Annotated in this window: 12 protein-coding genes; 9 read left to right on the top strand and 3 right to left on the bottom strand. The window is 40.6% G+C overall.

Annotated elements, in window-relative coordinates:
• The first annotated feature begins 118 nt into the window (after window positions 1-118).
• Window positions 119-556, top strand: coding sequence for a hypothetical protein (locus PTT44_RS13470; RefSeq protein WP_168158978.1), 438 nt, complete (start codon window positions 119-121; stop codon window positions 554-556).
• A gap of 68 nt (window positions 557-624) precedes the next feature.
• On the opposite strand, the gene coq7 is transcribed toward PTT44_RS13470, so the two are convergent.
• Entirely contained in the window at window positions 625-1,260 is a 636-nt protein-coding gene (coq7, locus tag PTT44_RS13475; protein WP_004696505.1) for a 2-polyprenyl-3-methyl-6-methoxy-1,4-benzoquinone monooxygenase, read from the bottom strand.
• Between the two features lie 4 nt (window positions 1,261-1,264).
• The gene (locus PTT44_RS13480; RefSeq protein WP_168158848.1) at window positions 1,265-2,584 is read right to left on the bottom strand and encodes an MFS transporter; all 1,320 of its coding nucleotides are present in this window, start codon (window positions 2,582-2,584) and stop codon (window positions 1,265-1,267) included.
• Between the two features lie 176 nt (window positions 2,585-2,760).
• On the opposite strand from PTT44_RS13480, the gene PTT44_RS13485 reads away from it, so the two are divergent.
• From PTT44_RS13485 to PTT44_RS13520, 8 genes are all read left to right on the top strand, one after another.
• The gene (locus PTT44_RS13485) at window positions 2,761-5,514 is read left to right on the top strand and encodes an autotransporter assembly complex protein TamA (protein ID WP_168158847.1); all 2,754 of its coding nucleotides are present in this window, start codon (window positions 2,761-2,763) and stop codon (window positions 5,512-5,514) included.
• A gap of 25 nt (window positions 5,515-5,539) precedes the next feature.
• A complete protein-coding gene (locus PTT44_RS13490) occupies window positions 5,540-10,057 on the top strand; it encodes a translocation/assembly module TamB domain-containing protein (RefSeq protein WP_168158846.1) in 4,518 nt (1,505 codons plus the stop codon).
• A 208-nt stretch (window positions 10,058-10,265) separates the two neighbouring features.
• Window positions 10,266-10,469, top strand: coding sequence for a hypothetical protein (locus PTT44_RS13495; RefSeq protein WP_168158845.1), 204 nt, complete (start codon window positions 10,266-10,268; stop codon window positions 10,467-10,469).
• Between the two features lie 145 nt (window positions 10,470-10,614).
• Window positions 10,615-11,049: an I78 family peptidase inhibitor gene (locus PTT44_RS13500; protein WP_010327008.1), complete on the top strand. Its 435-nt coding sequence runs from the start codon at window positions 10,615-10,617 to the stop codon at window positions 11,047-11,049.
• A 108-nt stretch (window positions 11,050-11,157) separates the two neighbouring features.
• A complete protein-coding gene (locus PTT44_RS13505) occupies window positions 11,158-11,517 on the top strand; it encodes a hypothetical protein (protein WP_010327007.1) in 360 nt (119 codons plus the stop codon).
• Window positions 11,518-11,638: 121 nt separating this feature from the next.
• Window positions 11,639-11,908 (top strand): hypothetical protein, encoded by a 270-nt coding sequence (locus PTT44_RS13510; protein ID WP_010327006.1) that lies wholly within the window; start codon window positions 11,639-11,641, stop codon window positions 11,906-11,908.
• 294 nt (window positions 11,909-12,202) lie between these two features.
• On the top strand, window positions 12,203-14,842 hold the full coding sequence (locus PTT44_RS13515; RefSeq protein ID WP_168158844.1) for a bifunctional aconitate hydratase 2/2-methylisocitrate dehydratase: 2,640 nt from the start codon (window positions 12,203-12,205) through the stop codon (window positions 14,840-14,842).
• Between the two features lie 138 nt (window positions 14,843-14,980).
• Window positions 14,981-15,703 (top strand): DUF262 domain-containing protein, encoded by a 723-nt coding sequence (locus PTT44_RS13520; RefSeq protein ID WP_252726129.1) that lies wholly within the window; start codon window positions 14,981-14,983, stop codon window positions 15,701-15,703.
• A 2-nt stretch (window positions 15,704-15,705) separates the two neighbouring features.
• On the opposite strand, the gene PTT44_RS13525 is transcribed toward PTT44_RS13520, so the two are convergent.
• Window positions 15,706-16,638, bottom strand: a complete 933-nt coding sequence (locus PTT44_RS13525) for an IS5-like element ISAha1 family transposase (RefSeq protein WP_195728735.1) — start codon at window positions 16,636-16,638, stop codon at window positions 15,706-15,708.
• Window positions 16,639-16,657 lie beyond the last annotated feature (19 nt).

A 16,657-nucleotide genomic window follows, 5' to 3' on the forward strand; every position in this document is an offset into this window, starting at 1 on the left:
AAAACACAATTCACAGCGAGCTATTTTCATGAAAATACAAATTTTGAGTGCTCTTTCTTTAGCAGTGTTTCTAGCGGGCTGTCATTCAACTCCGTCCAAAATGACAGCGACAACTGCTATGGATAAAACGAGTGTATCTCAAACGACTGAAAAACAAGGGTTAAAACTAGCTGTTCAGACCTATACCCAAGATCAATCGGATTATCAAACTAGCCTATATGATTTAAACCAAGACGGAATCGATGATGCCGTGGTGCTATTAAGTGGGATGGAGTGGTGTGGTTCAGGTGGCTGTACGTTGCTGGTCTTTAAAGGTCTTGCAGATGGGAGTTTCCAACCGCATAGCAAAATGACTGTTTCATCTACACCGATTTATGCTTTAAGTACTCAAACCCAAGGTTGGCGTGATTTATCGGTCTATACCCGAGGTTTAGGACAGGTCATACTGAAGTACAATGGGAAAAGCTATCCATCCAATCCATCACTAGCGTCAAAATATACGGCGAATTTAAAGCAAGCGGGTAATACTTTATTACTGCCGATATCAGCGGAATAAGCAAATTAGAGTCAATAAAAAAGCAGTGGCATAACCACTGCTTTTTTATAAGAGTAAGGCATATTTGCTTAAATAAAATAACTGGTCTTGGTCATGAGTTTTGAAATAGCCGTCATGGTAATTTTGACAGGAATTGGCAAATCGACACCGCCAGCATTCAGTGCTGTATCACGATGGTGTAATTCATCTTCATTCATTTGCACAAGGATATTACGAGAACGGTCATCTTGAGCAGGGAGTTGGCTGATGTGATGCTGTAAGTGCAGGCTCACTTGGCGTTCAGTTTCTGCAACAAAACCTAAGCTATATTTATCGCCTGCAATGCCTGCGATTGCGCCCATACCAAAGGATAAGCCGTACCAAATAGGATTGAGCAGACTGGTATGGCTATCCAGCTCTTTTAATCGGTCTTCACACCATGCAAGATGGTCTTGTTCTTCAATCGCGGCTTGTTCCATTTCGCGGCGTACATTTGGCAGTTTTGCCGTTAAAGCTTGCCCATGATAAAGCGCTTGCGCACAGACTTCACCACTATGGTTGACCCGCATTAAACCTGCAACATGACGCGCTTCACTCACGGCGAGTTGGGTTTCGACCGCCTTGCCTGGGTTTTCACGTTGAGCAGACGTCGTGCCTGGAACTAAGCTACGCAGGGCTTGATCAAAAGAATTGATAAATTTATCGATGCCAGTGTAATGACGCATAACTTTAGTCCTCTAACTCAGGTTGTACGGTTTTTAGCATGGGTTTGAGTCGATATAACAACCACAGCGTAAATCCCGCACTCAGTACAGCAGTAATGCTGAAAAGTATTTTAATATCAATCTTCAAAACACTTAAAATGATAATCGAAAATACAGCAGATGACACCATAAACACCGCATTTAAAATGTTGTTTGCGGCAACAACACGTGCACGATGTGAACGCGGTGAATAGGCTTGCATCATGGCGTATAGCGGCACAATATAAAAACCGCCACTGATGCCGAGCAAGGTCACCGCAAGCATGACATGGTAGTAAATTGCACCGTGGTTAAACATATCCGCGACATTCATCATTGCCCCTGTACGCTCTGGGACATAAGCCAGACTCAAAGCCAAGTAAAAGGCAAATAGGGTGAGTCCAATCGCACCGATAGGCACCATTTTAATATTCACTTCAGAGCCGCCAATTCTACGACACAGCAGGGAGCCAACTCCAATCCCGACAGAAAAGAACGTGAGTAAAAGACTGACGACATTTTCTGATGCATGTAGGTTTTGTTGAGTCAACTGTGGAATTTGGGTGAGATAGGTCGCGCCGTAAAACCAATACCACGAATTTCCCAGTAAAATCATAAAGATGAGGGGGAGGCTTTTGGCATATTTGAGTGTTTGAAAACTGGTTCTAAAGAAATTCCAGTCAATTTTTAACTCGGGTGAGCTGACTTGCTGTTTTAAAATAAATCGACTGGAGAGATAACCCAAAATGGCAATGATGACGACAGTCAGGCTGATCCAAATAAGATTGCCTTGAGAAACCGAAATGACTGCGCCACCCAAAATCATCCCGATTAAAATAGCAATGGAGGTGCCCGACTGAAATAGCGCATTGCCCGACATGAGTTCATTCGGTTTTAGAATCTCAGGCAAAATGGCGTATTTAATGGGGCCAAAGAAGGTGGAGTGTGTGCCCATCATAAATAGAGCCAAGAGCAGCAGCCATAAATTGCCCAATAAGAAACCCGCGGAACCGATGAGCATAATCACAATTTCTAGAACTTTGATGCCACGAATAAGTTGTGAGCGCTCAAACTTATCGGCAATTTGTCCTGCAGTTGCAGAAAAAATGAAGTAAGGCAAAATAAATAACAGCGCGGCTAAATTATTTAAGGTACTGACATCCGCGGCTTGTTGATTAATCCATCCATAAGTAATGACTAAAAGCAAAGCTTGTTTATAGACATTGTCGTTTAAAGCACCAAAAAATTGGGTAATAAACATGGGAAGAAAACGACGGGTACTTAATAGATGTTCATTGTTTTTCATGCTTTTTGCACTGCATTAAGTTTTATTAAGAAATGTGACTAATTGCTCAAACGTTCAATAAAATCATGTAAGATATTTAAAACCTGAAACTGGTTAAAATAATCAATAGATTTCAGTTCTTTTGTGACAATTCATTAGAGCAAATCCATAACGATTAAATAAATTTAGAGTTTTATATGCTTGCCAAAACACAATTTAAAAAGTCGACTCTTTCATTGAGTATGAATTCTTTCATACCGTGGCATCATAACAATAAATATTTGTGTCTGAGTATCTTTTTAACGCTTTTGTCACAAGCTGCTTTGGCTGAAACGCCCGTTGCGATTGAACCAAGTAACGCGGAAGTCAATCCACAAATTTCTACACAATTCACTGAAGACATTAAAAAAGAAGCAATTCGCCAAGGTATGGGCAGCGCGGACGAATTAAAAAAAGTTGAAAATTCTGTGGTTCAGCCTAGCGTTCCAGACAGTATGCAAATGTTGCAACAGCAGCAGACGGCTTTAAAAAATTTACCTGAATTTGCACCGATTGAGTTTGATAACCTTGAGGACTTGCCAACTGTCCAAGTTGACCAAGGTATGGCCAATGATATTTATCAGGTAGCTGAGCAAGCGAAAGCAGAAGCCCAAGCTTACCGTAGTGGCCAAAAGACCGAGTTGGTGCTAAGCGATGCAACTCAACAGGAAATGGCGGAAATTAATCAAGCTCCGGTCAATGTTGATCAACTGATGCAAAGCATTCAAGCAGACAGTAAAATTTCAGTAGAAGCCAACACGGAAGGCAATACCTTAGACTTTGGCATGAGTACTGAAGAGCAAATTGCCAAAGAACCCAATTTCTTTAAGCGCATGCTTTATAAAATTCGACCACCAAGAGCATTAGATACTGCAAAAGTGCCGCGAATCAATGCAGATGTTGAAATCATCAATGCGAAATATGAAGGCGAGATATCCAATAAAGCGTATCAGGCTGCTTTGGTCAATTTAAAAGAAAATATTGAAGGCAAGGTTTCGAGCTTTACTGAAGAATCTTTTGAAGACTTTCCTTCAGCACTGCCACAGTTGCGGACACTTTCCAACCAAGCTGCTCAAGCCGTCGGGTTTTATAATGCTGAGTTTAAGTTTGAAAAAACCAGCAGTAATCGTGTGCGCATTCAAGTTGTACCGAATAACCCTGTGCGGATTGAAGAACAAAACATCGAGTTCAGTGGTGCAGGTCAGTACTTACCGCAGTTCCAAGTGATTAAAGTCTTACCAGAGCAAGATGTCGGCGATGTATTACACCATGGCTTATATGAGTCGACTAAGGCACGAATTAATGAAGCTGCTAGTAATAACGGTTTCTTTGATAGTTACTGGCGTTTACACGATGTGAAAGTTGAACAGCCACAAAATACGGCAGACATTAACTTACGTTATGAAACAGGTGAACGTTATAAACTCGGCGGTGTTGAGTTTGTGATGAGCGACCCAAGCAAACCACTCCCTATTGATTTAGATGTTTTACAAAGTTTAGTGACTTGGGAGCCTGGGGCAGATTATACTTTTTGGCGTGTTAATAGTTTGGCCAATAATTTGACCAACTCACGTTATTTTAACTACAGCTTGGTAGATGCAGTTCGTCCTGATCCGGTTGAAAGAATCCGTGAGTTACCGCCTGATTTACAGCAGTTGGTCGATGAGCAACAACTTTCTCGTCAGGATGTTTTGGTTCAAGAGAAAAAGGAGGTTGCTTCGAATCATGAAGTGACACAGTCTGTGGTCAGTGAAGCACAGTTTGCCGGTGTCAATGATGCCGAGCAAAATCAAGCACAATTAGAGCTTCGCAGCGCACAAGAAACCAAACAAAGTGAAGAAGAACGTTTAAAACTTGAAGCTCGAGAAACAAAAGTGATCCCTGTCAAAGTCACTTTAAACGCGGACCAGTTAAATAGTGTCGAGGTTGGTGCGGGTTATGGTAGTGATTCTGGGGCGCGTTTGCGTACACAATATCGCCGTGCGATTGTAAACCAACGTGGCCACTCATTTGATGCCAACTTAGAGCTTTCAGAAATCCGACAGGCTATTGATGGTCGCTATAATATTCCCTATAAACATCCACTAAATGATTATATCAGTCTCGTGGGCGGCTATGAGCGTGAAGAACGTGATGATGTCGGACAAGGTGTAAACTTACTCACCGAGTCTGCTGTTGCAGGGGCAGACCGTGTTATTAAAAACCCAATGGGCAATTGGCAACATACCTATGGTGTACGTTACCGTTTAGACCGACTGACGCAAAAGGGTTCAGCGAATGTAGATGATTTGCCGGATGCATTTATTGCAAATAATGATCCTGAGCAAGAGTCGCTTTTATTGGGCTATGAAATTTCTAGAATTGACAGCGATAAACGTGTAAACCCAAGTAAAGGTATTAAACAAACTTATAAAATTGAATTGGGTAGCGAAAGCCTACTTTCAGATGCCGATATGGCTATCGTAAATGCGGGTTGGCGCTTTATCTATTCATTGGGTGAAAATGACAACCATCAGTTTGTTGGGCGTGGTGATCTCGGTTATATCTTCACTGAAGACTTTAATAAAGTCCCTTATAACTTACGTTATTTCACAGGTGGGGACCAAGGTATTCGCGGTTTTGACTATAAGAGTCTGTCTCCAGTGGTTGATGGCTTTAAAGTGGGCGGTCAGGCCTTAGCTGTTGGCTCGATGGAGTACAATTACCAGTTTAAAGAAGGCTGGCGTGCAGCAGTATTCAGCGATTTTGGTAATGCTTATGATACAGATTTTAGCAATGACACCGAATATAGTGTCGGTCTTGGCGTACGCTGGGCCTCACCAATTGGCTCTATTCGTATAGATGTAGCTTCAGGAATTTCTGATGATAGTCATCCGATACGTGTGCATTTCTTTATTGGCTCATTATTATAAAATTTAACACTTTTTTGGGAAGACTATGGCTGAAGTAGAACAGCAGCAAGAACCAACACCACCTGCGCCGCACATCAAACAGCGACGGATTTTTAGAAGTGTCATTTTGACGCTGTTGTTGACACTCATCTTGTTGGTGATATCGCTTGCGGTCATGTTTTCTACTGATAAAGGCAGTAAGTTTCTGCTTGACCAAGTTTTACAACGTCAGCAGATTATCCAATATGAATATGAAGGTGGTAATCTGTGGAAAGGCATTATCCTTAAAAATGTGGTGGTCACCTTAAAACCTGTTGATGTCAAAATTGACCGTGCCGATGTGGTTTTAGGCTGGCGTGCCATTTTGAATAAAGAGATTCATCTACGTGAAGCCGATGTGCGCAATTTGCGCATCATTACCAAAGGTGAGCCGAGTGATGAACCCTTTAAGTTCAGCGAAATTAAATTACCCTTTGTTTTACGGTTAGATACAGCAGATGTTGATCATTTAAATATCCGTACTGCATCCGATGCCCAAGTAGATTTTTATGATGTGCATTTAAATAATGCCCTTTGGTCAGGGACGGAACTTGAGTTTGAAGACTCTCGTATGGACATGGGCTATTTAGCAGTTCGTAAAGCAACTGGGAAAATGAAATTCTCAGGGAAATATCCACTTGAAGCGACGGCCATTGCCAACTTACCGGCACTGCGTGATAGTTTAAATGTGCATGATATTGCTGTACATGCAACAGGCACGCTGGACACCATTCAAGCGGGTTTTGCAACGCGGACGCCTGACCTGTTGACAGGTTGGGCCATTTTGCACCCTGTACGTAAGCATGTACCGATGCAAGGTCAGCTTAAATTTAATCATTACAACTTACCACTGCTGACCGATTACAAACTCTATGCTGAAAAAGGCGTTGCTAAATTTTCAGGTGATATCGAACGTTTAGATATCGATTTAAATACAGATTTAAGTGGTAAAGATATTCCAAAAGGTCAATATACTGCTTTGATGCATACCGATTTGGTTCATCAACTTGATATTGATAACCTAAATGCTCAGTTGATGAAAGGTTCGGTCAATCTGGGTGGTGTGGTAAGTTGGAAGGATCATGTCACTTGGGATATACAAGGTCGTTTAGATAAAATCAATCCTAAAGATGATGTACTGCCACAAGTGGTTTCTGACTTTCTACCACCAAGTTTGGATGCAAAAATTGCATCCAAAGGTACGCTTGAAAAGGGTTTACACTTAACCGCAGATCTAGACTTTGATCGTTATGAAGCATGGCATCTCACACTAGACCAAAACCCAGAGAAAAATAACAAAGTCCAGCCAATGTTGATGGATGTCTCTTGGAAAAATATTGACCGTGCCATGCCTTATATCGGTTGGTTAAGTAGTGCTTCAGGGGATGTAAAACTGGCGTTGGTTGAAGGTCAGCAAGATATTCATGTTGCTACTGTTGTGAGTCAACACGAAAACGCAACTTTACCTGCGGGTAATTACCTCGCACAGTTAAATTTTAAAAATAATAATTTAAATGTGCCAAGTTTTAGTTATGTGGCAGGCAAGGGAAGCTTAAGTGGCAATGCTGTGGTTGAGCTGCCAGATGAGAAACGTCAACTGAAGTGGAAAGCCGCTTTAAATGCGAAAGATTTTAACCCGCAAATGGTTGCCGAAGCTTCACCAGTTAATCTATTGAATGGAAAGCTCCAAGCAAGTGGCTATGCCAAACCGAATCAGCAGATCATTCAGCTACATGGCATTGATCTGACCGGAAAACTGGTGGGCAATAATGAAACGGTTCACTTAACAGGTCAGTCAACTGCGGCACTCCTATTCAATGATGAAAAAGCTGGCGGTGCTTTCAAAGGTTATGCGGTGAACTACGATGGCGCTTTAAAAGCTAGCCAGTTTGAAGCCAGTCAAGGTACGTTGAACCTAAAACTTTCAGGAACGCCTGAATTTATTAAAGTGGCTGAGCTGAAACATAATGGTGTGGCAGGCCAAATTAATGCCAGTGGTTTAGTGCATTTTATTCACGGCATCACTTGGGATGTGAATGCAGCATTCATTCGTTTTAAACCACAATATTTTGCATCTAGTGTTAAAGGCGAATTGTCTGGTGTAGTGAAAACCAAAGGCACATGGTCAGATGCTTTAAAACGCATTAACATTGAGAGCTTAAACCTCGCAGGTACACTGAACAATAAGCCAGTCCGTGGCACAGGTAATTTAGCTTTGGTGCTCAACTCCAGCGAAAAGGGCTTTTTACCGCAACAGTTTGAAGCGAATAACCTACTGTTGGCTTATGCCAAAAACCAAGTGCAAGCAACGGGTAATGCACAAAACCTAAGACTGAATATTAATGCGCCTGCACTGTATGAAATTTATGCGGGCTTACGTGGCCGTGCTTACGGCTATTTAAATATCCAATCTCAACCGCGTTTAAGGGCTACCGCAAACTTAGCAGTGGATAATTTTGGCTTTAAAGATCTGATTGATATGCGTAAATTACGCATTGTCGGGCAATTGCCGACATCGGAAACAACGCCGTCATTATTGACTGCAAAAATGGAAAGCTTAAGAAGTGGTAATCGTGAAATTCAACAAGGTGAAATTTCACTGGCAGGTATTCGTAAAGCCCATTTATTAAAAGTTTCTGCACAAAACGAAAAGTCGAAATTTTATGTGCAATTGGCAGGTGGTTTTAATGCGCAAAATGATTGGTTAGGCCAGATCCAAAAAGGTGATTTTGACTCTTTGCGTGCACGGTTGGTACAGCGACAAAGTGCAGCCGTGGTCTATAACAGTGCCAAAGCAGATTTGTTGATTGGTGCGCATTGTTGGATGAGTCAACAAAGTCAGTTGTGTTTTGACCAGCCGATTCGTATCAGTAAAACACGTGGCAATATTTCATTCTTGACTCAAAACCTCGACCTAAACGACTTTGCTGCCTTTATGCCTGAAGGGTTAGCAATTACAGGTAAGTTAAATGGTCATGCTAAAGCGGTTTGGGCACAAGGGTCTAAACCAAAAATTGATGCGCGCTTAGTCACCCGTAATGGTGTGATTGGCTTGGCGGCGGATGACCCACAAGATATGGGCTCAACCTTAAAATATGAACAAGTGGCTTTGGTTGCCAAAAGCATCGCAGAAGGATTACAAATCCGTTTGGATGTCAAAACACCTGAAATTGGTGTGGGCTATGCCAATGTGGTTATTGATCCATATCGGGACAATTTGCCTATGCGTGGTGAAATTGCATTTGATCAGGTGCAACTCAAAGTCTTTAAACCTTTCATTGCTGATGTACGTTCGATGGGCGGAACACTTTCATATGCAGGTAAAATTAATGGAACGCTAAAAGCACCACTACTTACAGGCGATGTCCGTCTGAAAGACGGTTCAATTAGTATGATCTCACTGCCAGTCAATTTGACCAATATTCAGTTGTATTCCGCTATACGCCAAGACCAAGCCACCATTAATGGTGCTTTTAACAGTGGTCGTGGTGTAGGCACACTTACAGGGGTAGTAGATTGGAAAAATGATCCACGCATTCAGCTTCAGTTGAATGGAGAAAATTTACTGATTCGCCAAGCACCATTAATTACCGCGCTAGTGACACCAAAAATCACACTGGATGTTTTACCATTGAGTAAGAAGTTGACCTTAAACGGTGAAATTCAAGTTCCTCGTGCGTTGATTTCGATGCCTGAAGCATCTGTACCTGTGGTGAATGTATCATCTGATGTACGCGTGGTCAGAGAAGGTCAAAACCAATTAGCGATTTTAAATAGCGCAAAACCTTGGGATATTCGTGCCGATGTGATGGTCGGATTAGGTAATCAAGTTTTCTTCCAAGGGTTTAATAGCCGTATTCCATTGTTAGGGCGTTTATATCTATCGCAGCGTGGTGCTGAAACCGCAATGCGTGCCAATGGTGCAATTGGGGTAAGTCAGAAAGTTAAAATTGAAGCTTATGGACAGAGTTTGGATTTAAACCGTGCCATTGCACGTTTTAACGGTGTGTTGACCAACCCAACACTGGATGTCGATGCAAATAAAAATGTACAAGGTAGTACGGTGGGTTTCCGTGTAACGGGTACAGCAACATCACCCAATATTCAAGTCTATAACGATGCAGGGCTTTCTGAGCAAGAGGCTTTGAATGCATTAATTACAGGTCGTATTAACGAAGGTACAACTGGTTTAAGTCAAACGGAAGGCTTTAAGTCAGATGTCAACAACACCATTGCTGCCGCAGGGATCAGTTTAGGTTTAGGCGGTACACGCGCTTTTACGAACCAAATTGGACGTACTTTTGGCTTAAGTGGTTTGGCGTTGGATGCGCAAGGTACAGGGGATGACACACAAGTCAGTCTGACGGGGTATATTACACCTGACTTATATATTCGTTATGGTGTGGGTGTCTTTACACCAGTCAATAAACTGACTCTGCGTTATCAAATGAACAAACGTATGTACTTAGAGGCGAGTCAGTCATTAGAGCGTGCCATCGACGTCTTTTATAACTGGAAGTTCTAAAGCCAGCCTCCTGCTAAATAAAGCCTCCATCATGTAGGCTTTATTTTTAGGGGTTAAAAAAAGCTTAATCTGCCATTTGATAAAACTCTTTATTTGATAGATGAAGAAAACCTATGAATAACAGACACTAGATACTTAAAATCAATTAAACCATAATGAAAGTAGGTGTATAGTAAATGGACTTGCTAAATTTAGAGTGATGATCCCTATGCCGATCAATTTTGTAATACGTTTTGCAGCGATTTTATTTTTAGTTTTAATTTTAGTGGCGCTTGCTATTCAGTTTTTCTTTGATCCGCACTATACCGTGGTCTTTTGGATTTTTGCCATGCCGTTCATTTTAGGTACTCCAATTCTAGCATCTGTAGTTTTAGCGAAAAACGAAGAGCTTGATATTCACTCAGTCAATTAAAAATGACGTAAAAATACAGCTTTTCAATATAAAAAAGCCTGTCAAGTGATGGGCTTTTTTATGCAATCTTAAATTTTGCAAAACTCGCACAGTTTGTTAAAAATATATTTGCTATGTTGATCTTTTATTTAAAGAAATATTTTTTATGAAAAAAATCTTAATGCTTGGATTAATGGTTGCTGCTATTTCGGGTTGTAGTACTGCGCAAAAGAATGAAACTGAAAAGCCAACTTTAGGTATGGCTAATCCTGCCAGTACATACTGTGTTGAACAGGGTGGTAAATTAGAGATTCGAAAAGAGGCCAATGGTGAAGTAGGCTATTGCCATTTGCCGAATGGTCAAGTCATTGAAGAATGGGCGCTTTTCCGTGCTAGTCAAAGCAAATGTGTTGCTGAGCAAGCGACAGCTTTGATTGGTCAGTCAAATTTAACTGAAGCACAGATTAAGCAAAAAACCAGTGCGAAGATGGTACGCTTAGTACAACCAGGGCAGCCTGTGACTATGGATTATCGCGAAGACCGTGTGACAGTAACAGTCGATCCGAAAACCAATAAAGTGGTTCAAGCAAGCTGCGGTTAATTGTTCTAAGAATAAAAGCCCAAATTTGGGCATTTATTCTATTTAAAATGAGTAATGGTTCTTCATTTGAAAAAGTTTGATTATGATAGGGCGAATAGGAGAGTTGTAATGAAAAAGTTATTCGCTTTGGCTGCTGTGATTGCACTGGTGGGTTGTGCTGAAAAAAAACCGTTAACACCAGAAGAGCAATGGCATGGCTATTGTAAAAGTATTGGTAATGCAGCACGTTCAATTATGTTAGACCGTCAAAATGCCATTGAAAAAGATAAAGCAATTGAGCATGCCAATAAAGTTGAAGACGAAATGACCAAAACATTTGCGTTAGAAATTATTGAAGATGTTTATGCTTTACCTGAGGCTGAAATTAAATCCGATATTGAAGGTGCACGTGAAAAAGTTCGTGTGAAATATACTGAAAAATGTATTGCAACACCGCATACTGAAATGCCAGATTACAAACCGTTCTAAGGAACGGTTTTTTTATTTTTTGCATGGAACTTTTTGTGACAAAACTCTAAATCATATATATAGCAAAGCATATAAAAATAAAGAATAATGAACATAGAATAAAAAACGAGAGGAGCAGAAAATGGAAGTTGTTGGCTATTTAAATCACGCTGATTTACTCTTGGAAGATGAAAATGGTGTGGCCGTAATTGGCGGTGGTCATTATGTCCTTAGCTTGGGTGACCATGTATACTTCAAACACGCACTTGACCATGAACCTACACGAATTTCAGTACAAATTTCTTTTGCAAGCTCTGCACATCAAAATTTGCATGATGATGAAATTCAGATGAAATTTGAAGGTTGCCGTGAAAGTTTCAAACAATATATTCAAGCCACAACAGTACACTAAGGTTGAATATTTATATTGCGTAAAAAGAGGCAACATAGGTTGCCTTTTTTGTTTTTAAATGGCAGTTCAAAGTTAATGTGAAACAATTCCAAACGATCTGACTATATTGCCGTTTTTATGTGCAATCAATATGAACATCATTTAGTTAGAAAATAATGGGCATCACGAAGAAACACTTGTAGCGCATTAACTTTTAACTGGAATTTTAGTAAAATTAAGCAGTCCATATTATTTACGTAGCTTTATTTAAAGCAGGAATACGTAAATAATTTTTTAAAAAAGAGGAATAACACCGTGCTAGAAGCTTACCGCCAACACGTTGAAGAACGTGCCGCACTCGGAGTCCCACCGAAGCCACTTGACGATGCTCAAACAGCTGCATTAGTTGAATTATTAAAAAACCCACCAGCTGGCGAAGAAGCCTTTTTAGTTGATTTACTAGAAAACCGTGTTCCAGCGGGTGTTGACCAAGCTGCATATGTTAAAGCTGCTTTCTTAGCTGCTTTGGCTAAAGGCGAGGCGACTTCTCCATTAGTTTCTAAAGAACGTGCGGTTTACTTACTAGGCACTATGCTTGGTGGTTATAACGTTGCTCCTTTAGTTGCTCTTCTTGACGATGCTGCACTTGCTGAATTAGCGGCTGAAGCGCTTAAGAAAACACTTCTAGTATTTGATGCGTTCCATGACGTTGCAGACAAAGCAAAAGCGGGTAACGCGAATGCACAAGCGGTTATGCAGTCTTGGGCTGATGCTGAATGGTTCACGACTCGTAAAGACGTTCCGACTGAAATCAAACTGACTGTTTTCAAAGTAACTGGCGAAACTAACACTGACGACTTGTCACCTGCACAAGACGCATGGAGCCGCCCAGACATTCCATTGCACGCAAATGCAATGTTGAAAAACGTACGTGACGGTATCAACCCAGAAGTTCCTGGTGAAGTTGGCCCACTTAACCAAATTAAAGACTTAATCGCGAAAGGCAACCAAGTTGCTTACGTAGGTGACGTTGTTGGTACTGGTTCAAGCCGTAAATCAGCAACTAACTCTGTACTTTGGTTCTTCGGTGACGAAATTGCTCACATCCCGAACAAAAAAGACGGTGGTTACTGCTTAGGTTCTAAAATCGCTCCGATTTTCTTCAACACAATGGAAGATGCTGGCGCGTTGCCAATCGAGATTGATGTTGCAAACATGAACATGGGCGATGAAATCGTTCTTAACATTGATCATGCTGCTGCAAAAGTTACTGCAACTAAAGACGGCGCAGTCATTGCTGAAGCTGAACTTAAAACTCCAGTGCTTCTAGACGAAGTACGTGCGGGTGGTCGTATCAACTTAATCGTTGGTCGTGGTTTGACGACTAAAGCGCGTGAAGCTCTTGGTCTTGCTCCATCGACTTTATTCCGTGCTCCAGTTCAACCTGCTGCTACTGGCAAAGGTTTTACTCAAGCACAGAAAATGGTTGGTCGCGCATGTGGTCTTCCTGAAGGTCAAGGCGTACTTCCAGGTACTTACTGTGAACCTAAGATGACGACTGTTGGTTCGCAAGATACCACTGGTCCAATGACACGTGATGAATTGAAAGACTTGGCTTGCTTAGGTTTCTCTGCTGACCTTGTTATGCAATCTTTCTGTCACACAGCTGCGTATCCAAAACCAGTTGACGTTCAAATGCAACACTCGCTTCCTGATTTCATCATGAACCGTGGCGGTGTGTCTTTACGTCCAGGTGACGGTATTATTCACTCTTGGTTAAACCGTATGCTTCTTCCAGATACAGTTGGTACTGGTGGTGACTCACATACACGTTTCCCAATTGGTATTTCATTCCCTGCGGGTTCTGGTCTTGTAGCATTTGCTGCTGCGACTGGTGTTATGCCATTAGACATGCCTGAATCTGTACTTGTTAAGTTCAAAGGTAAAATGCAACCTGGTATCACACTACGTGACCTTGTACATGCAATTCCTTACGTTGCGATTCAGCAAGGTGACTTAACTGTAGAGAAGAAAGGTAAGAAAAACATCTTCTCTGGTCGTATCCTTGAGATCGACTTAACAGAAATGGAAACTGACCTTACTGTTGAGCAAGCATTCGAACTTTCTGATGCATCTGCTGAACGTTCTGCTGCTGGTTGTTCTATTACGCTTTCTGAAGAGAAAGTTGCTGAATACCTCAAATCAAACATCACAATGTTGAAGTGGATGATTTCTGAAGGTTATGGCGATGCGCGTACTATGGCTCGTCGTGTTGAGAACATGGAAAAATGGTTAGCGAACCCATCACTTCTTAAAGCTGATGCTGATGCTGAATACACGAAAGTGTATGAAATTGACCTTGCGACAATTACTGAACCAGTTCTTTGCTGCCCGAATGACCCAGATGATGCGAAATTGCTTTCTGATGTTCAAGGCGTGAAAATTGACGAAGTATTCGTTGGTTCATGTATGACAAACATCGGTCACTTCCGTGCAACTGGTAAGTTGCTTGAGAAAGTTCCTGGTGGTGTACTTTCAACTCGTTTGTGGATTGCTCCGCCTACGCGTATGGACGAACGTCAATTGATGGAAGAAGGTTTCTACAATACTTATGGTAAAGCTGGCGCACGTACTGAAATGCCAGGTTGTTCATTATGTATGGGTAACCAAGCACGTGTAGCTCCGAACACTACTTGTGTATCGACTTCTACTCGTAACTTCCCGAACCGTTTAGGTCAAGGCGCTAACGTTTACTTAGCTTCTGCTGAACTTGCTTCTGTTGCTGCTGTACTTGGTAAACTACCAACTCCAGAAGAATACCAACAGTATGCAGCTCAAATTGATAGCATGTCTGCTGACATCTACCAATACTTAAGCTTCGACAAAATGGGCGACTATACTGACGCTGCTAAAGATGTTGATACAAAGAAAATTGCTGCTGCTCAATTGACTTAATTCTTTGTTAATTAAGCAATAAGTGGTATAAAATAAGGGCTGATTTATCAGCCCTTATTTTTTGAAAATATTATTTAAATCTTTGAGAATTAAAATAAAAATATTATTATGATTTGGATGGACTTTCGGAACAGTACAATGCAATTAGATTTTGATAAATATATAGATGAAGATAATACTTTACTTAAAAGTGAAGAGGAATTATTTGATCAAGATGATGATGATGAAACTCCTCCTATAGATATCATTGCATTTAATGAATTACGCTCATGTGCTGATTTACATCGTATGTATAAGTCAAATCAGTTGACAATAGATCCAGACTTTCAGCGAAATCTAGTTTGGTCTGCTGCTTCAAAATCAAAATTTATAGACTCTTTAGCAAAACAATTACCAATACCTAGCATGTGTATTAGTTTAGATTATAAAAGTGATAAACGTTTAGTAATTGATGGATTGCAGCGTATTTCAACAATTGTCAGTTTTTTAAATGAAGAAACGTGGGTTTTGTCTAATATTAAAGATATTGATGTACGATTAAGAGGTAAAACACCAAATCAAATAAAAAATGAATATCCCGAGATATTTTCTAAAATTGAAAACATAAGTATTCCTATTACGGTATTACGTTGTAACTATACGAAAAAATCACATATGCAATATTTATTTACTATTTTTCATAGATTAAATTCAGGGGGTAATAAACTAAATAATCAAGAAATACGTAATTGTATCTATTCTGGTAAATTTAATAATTTACTGAAAGAAATTGCGAGTGATGAAAAATCCCAAGAATTTTTTAACTATAAAAGGCTTTGTTGCACAAACATTCAAAAGCTAAACTTCTTCCAAGTTATCTAAATTTAAGTGGCAACTTGGGTGTGAGGTCGACCTAAATCTGTAAATTTATTTAATACGGCCACACGTGCATGAATCTCATTGACTTGGCTTTGAAAGTTTCTCGCACGGAGTTTATCGCCTAATAATTTGATGCAATGCATCTTGGTTTCTATCAGACTTCTGCGATGATAGCCTGACCAATTTTTCCATATTGTTCTTCCTAAACGTTTAACTGTTCGAAGTAATTCATTTCGCTCTAGCGAGCTGGTCTTTGTATCTTTCCAAGGTTTCGCATTTTTTCTTGGCGGAATCACCGCATGTGCTTGTCGGTCTGCAATTACTTGACGGCATTGCTTGGTGTCATAAGCCCCATCAGTATAGACAGAGTCAATCTGCTCATCTTGTGGAATCTGATCGAGTAAATCACCAAGCACTTGTGAATCACTCACATTATTTGTAGTGAGTTGAATAGCGCGTATTTGAAGGGTTTCAGCATCTATACCAATATGAAGTTTACGCCATTGGCGACGATATTCAGGTTGGTGTTTCTTACGCTTCCATTCACCTTCGCCTAGAAACTTTAAGCCAGTAGAATCGACGAGTAGCTGGAGGCCATTACTGCTTTTTTGATAGTTAATTGCAATATCAATATGCTTTTGTCTTCTGCAGATGGTGGAATAGTCTGGTGCTGTCCAATCTAATCTACAAAGATGAATGAGACTTTGCACAAAGCCAGTGACCATGCGTAAAGAAAGATGAAATAAGGATTTGATCATTAAACAGCATTGGATGGCTGTATCTGAATAAGTTTGATTTCGACCATGTTTACCTTTGGGTTGAGCGTACCATTGAGTCTTGGGATCAAACCAAATTGAGAGATTTCCTCGATTTATTAATGCACTGTTATAAGAAGACCAATTGGTTGTACGATAGATTTTAGGTGTGGGCTTATTCATTTGAGAATTATATTGTGGA

The sequence above is a fragment of the Acinetobacter sp. Gutcm_16 genome (genome assembly GCF_028649355.1).
In the GTDB taxonomy this organism is placed as follows: Bacteria; Pseudomonadota; Gammaproteobacteria; order Pseudomonadales; family Moraxellaceae; genus Acinetobacter; species Acinetobacter johnsonii.

Coding starts and splice junctions, on each gene's coding strand:
- PTT44_RS13470 (WP_168158978.1), top strand. CDS start 119: ATGGATAAAACGAGTGTATCTCAAACGACTGAAAAACAAGGGTTAAAA.
- coq7 (WP_004696505.1), bottom strand. CDS start 1,260: ATGCGTCATTACACTGGCATCGATAAATTTATCAATTCTTTTGATCAA.
- PTT44_RS13480 (WP_168158848.1), bottom strand. CDS start 2,584: ATGAAAAACAATGAACATCTATTAAGTACCCGTCGTTTTCTTCCCATG.
- PTT44_RS13485 (WP_168158847.1), top strand. CDS start 2,761: ATGCTTGCCAAAACACAATTTAAAAAGTCGACTCTTTCATTGAGTATG.
- PTT44_RS13490 (WP_168158846.1), top strand. CDS start 5,540: ATGGCTGAAGTAGAACAGCAGCAAGAACCAACACCACCTGCGCCGCAC.
- PTT44_RS13495 (WP_168158845.1), top strand. CDS start 10,266: ATGCCGATCAATTTTGTAATACGTTTTGCAGCGATTTTATTTTTAGTT.
- PTT44_RS13500 (WP_010327008.1), top strand. CDS start 10,615: ATGAAAAAAATCTTAATGCTTGGATTAATGGTTGCTGCTATTTCGGGT.
- PTT44_RS13505 (WP_010327007.1), top strand. CDS start 11,158: ATGAAAAAGTTATTCGCTTTGGCTGCTGTGATTGCACTGGTGGGTTGT.
- PTT44_RS13510 (WP_010327006.1), top strand. CDS start 11,639: ATGGAAGTTGTTGGCTATTTAAATCACGCTGATTTACTCTTGGAAGAT.
- PTT44_RS13520 (WP_252726129.1), top strand. CDS start 14,981: ATGCAATTAGATTTTGATAAATATATAGATGAAGATAATACTTTACTT.
- PTT44_RS13525 (WP_195728735.1), bottom strand. CDS start 16,638: ATGAATAAGCCCACACCTAAAATCTATCGTACAACCAATTGGTCTTCT.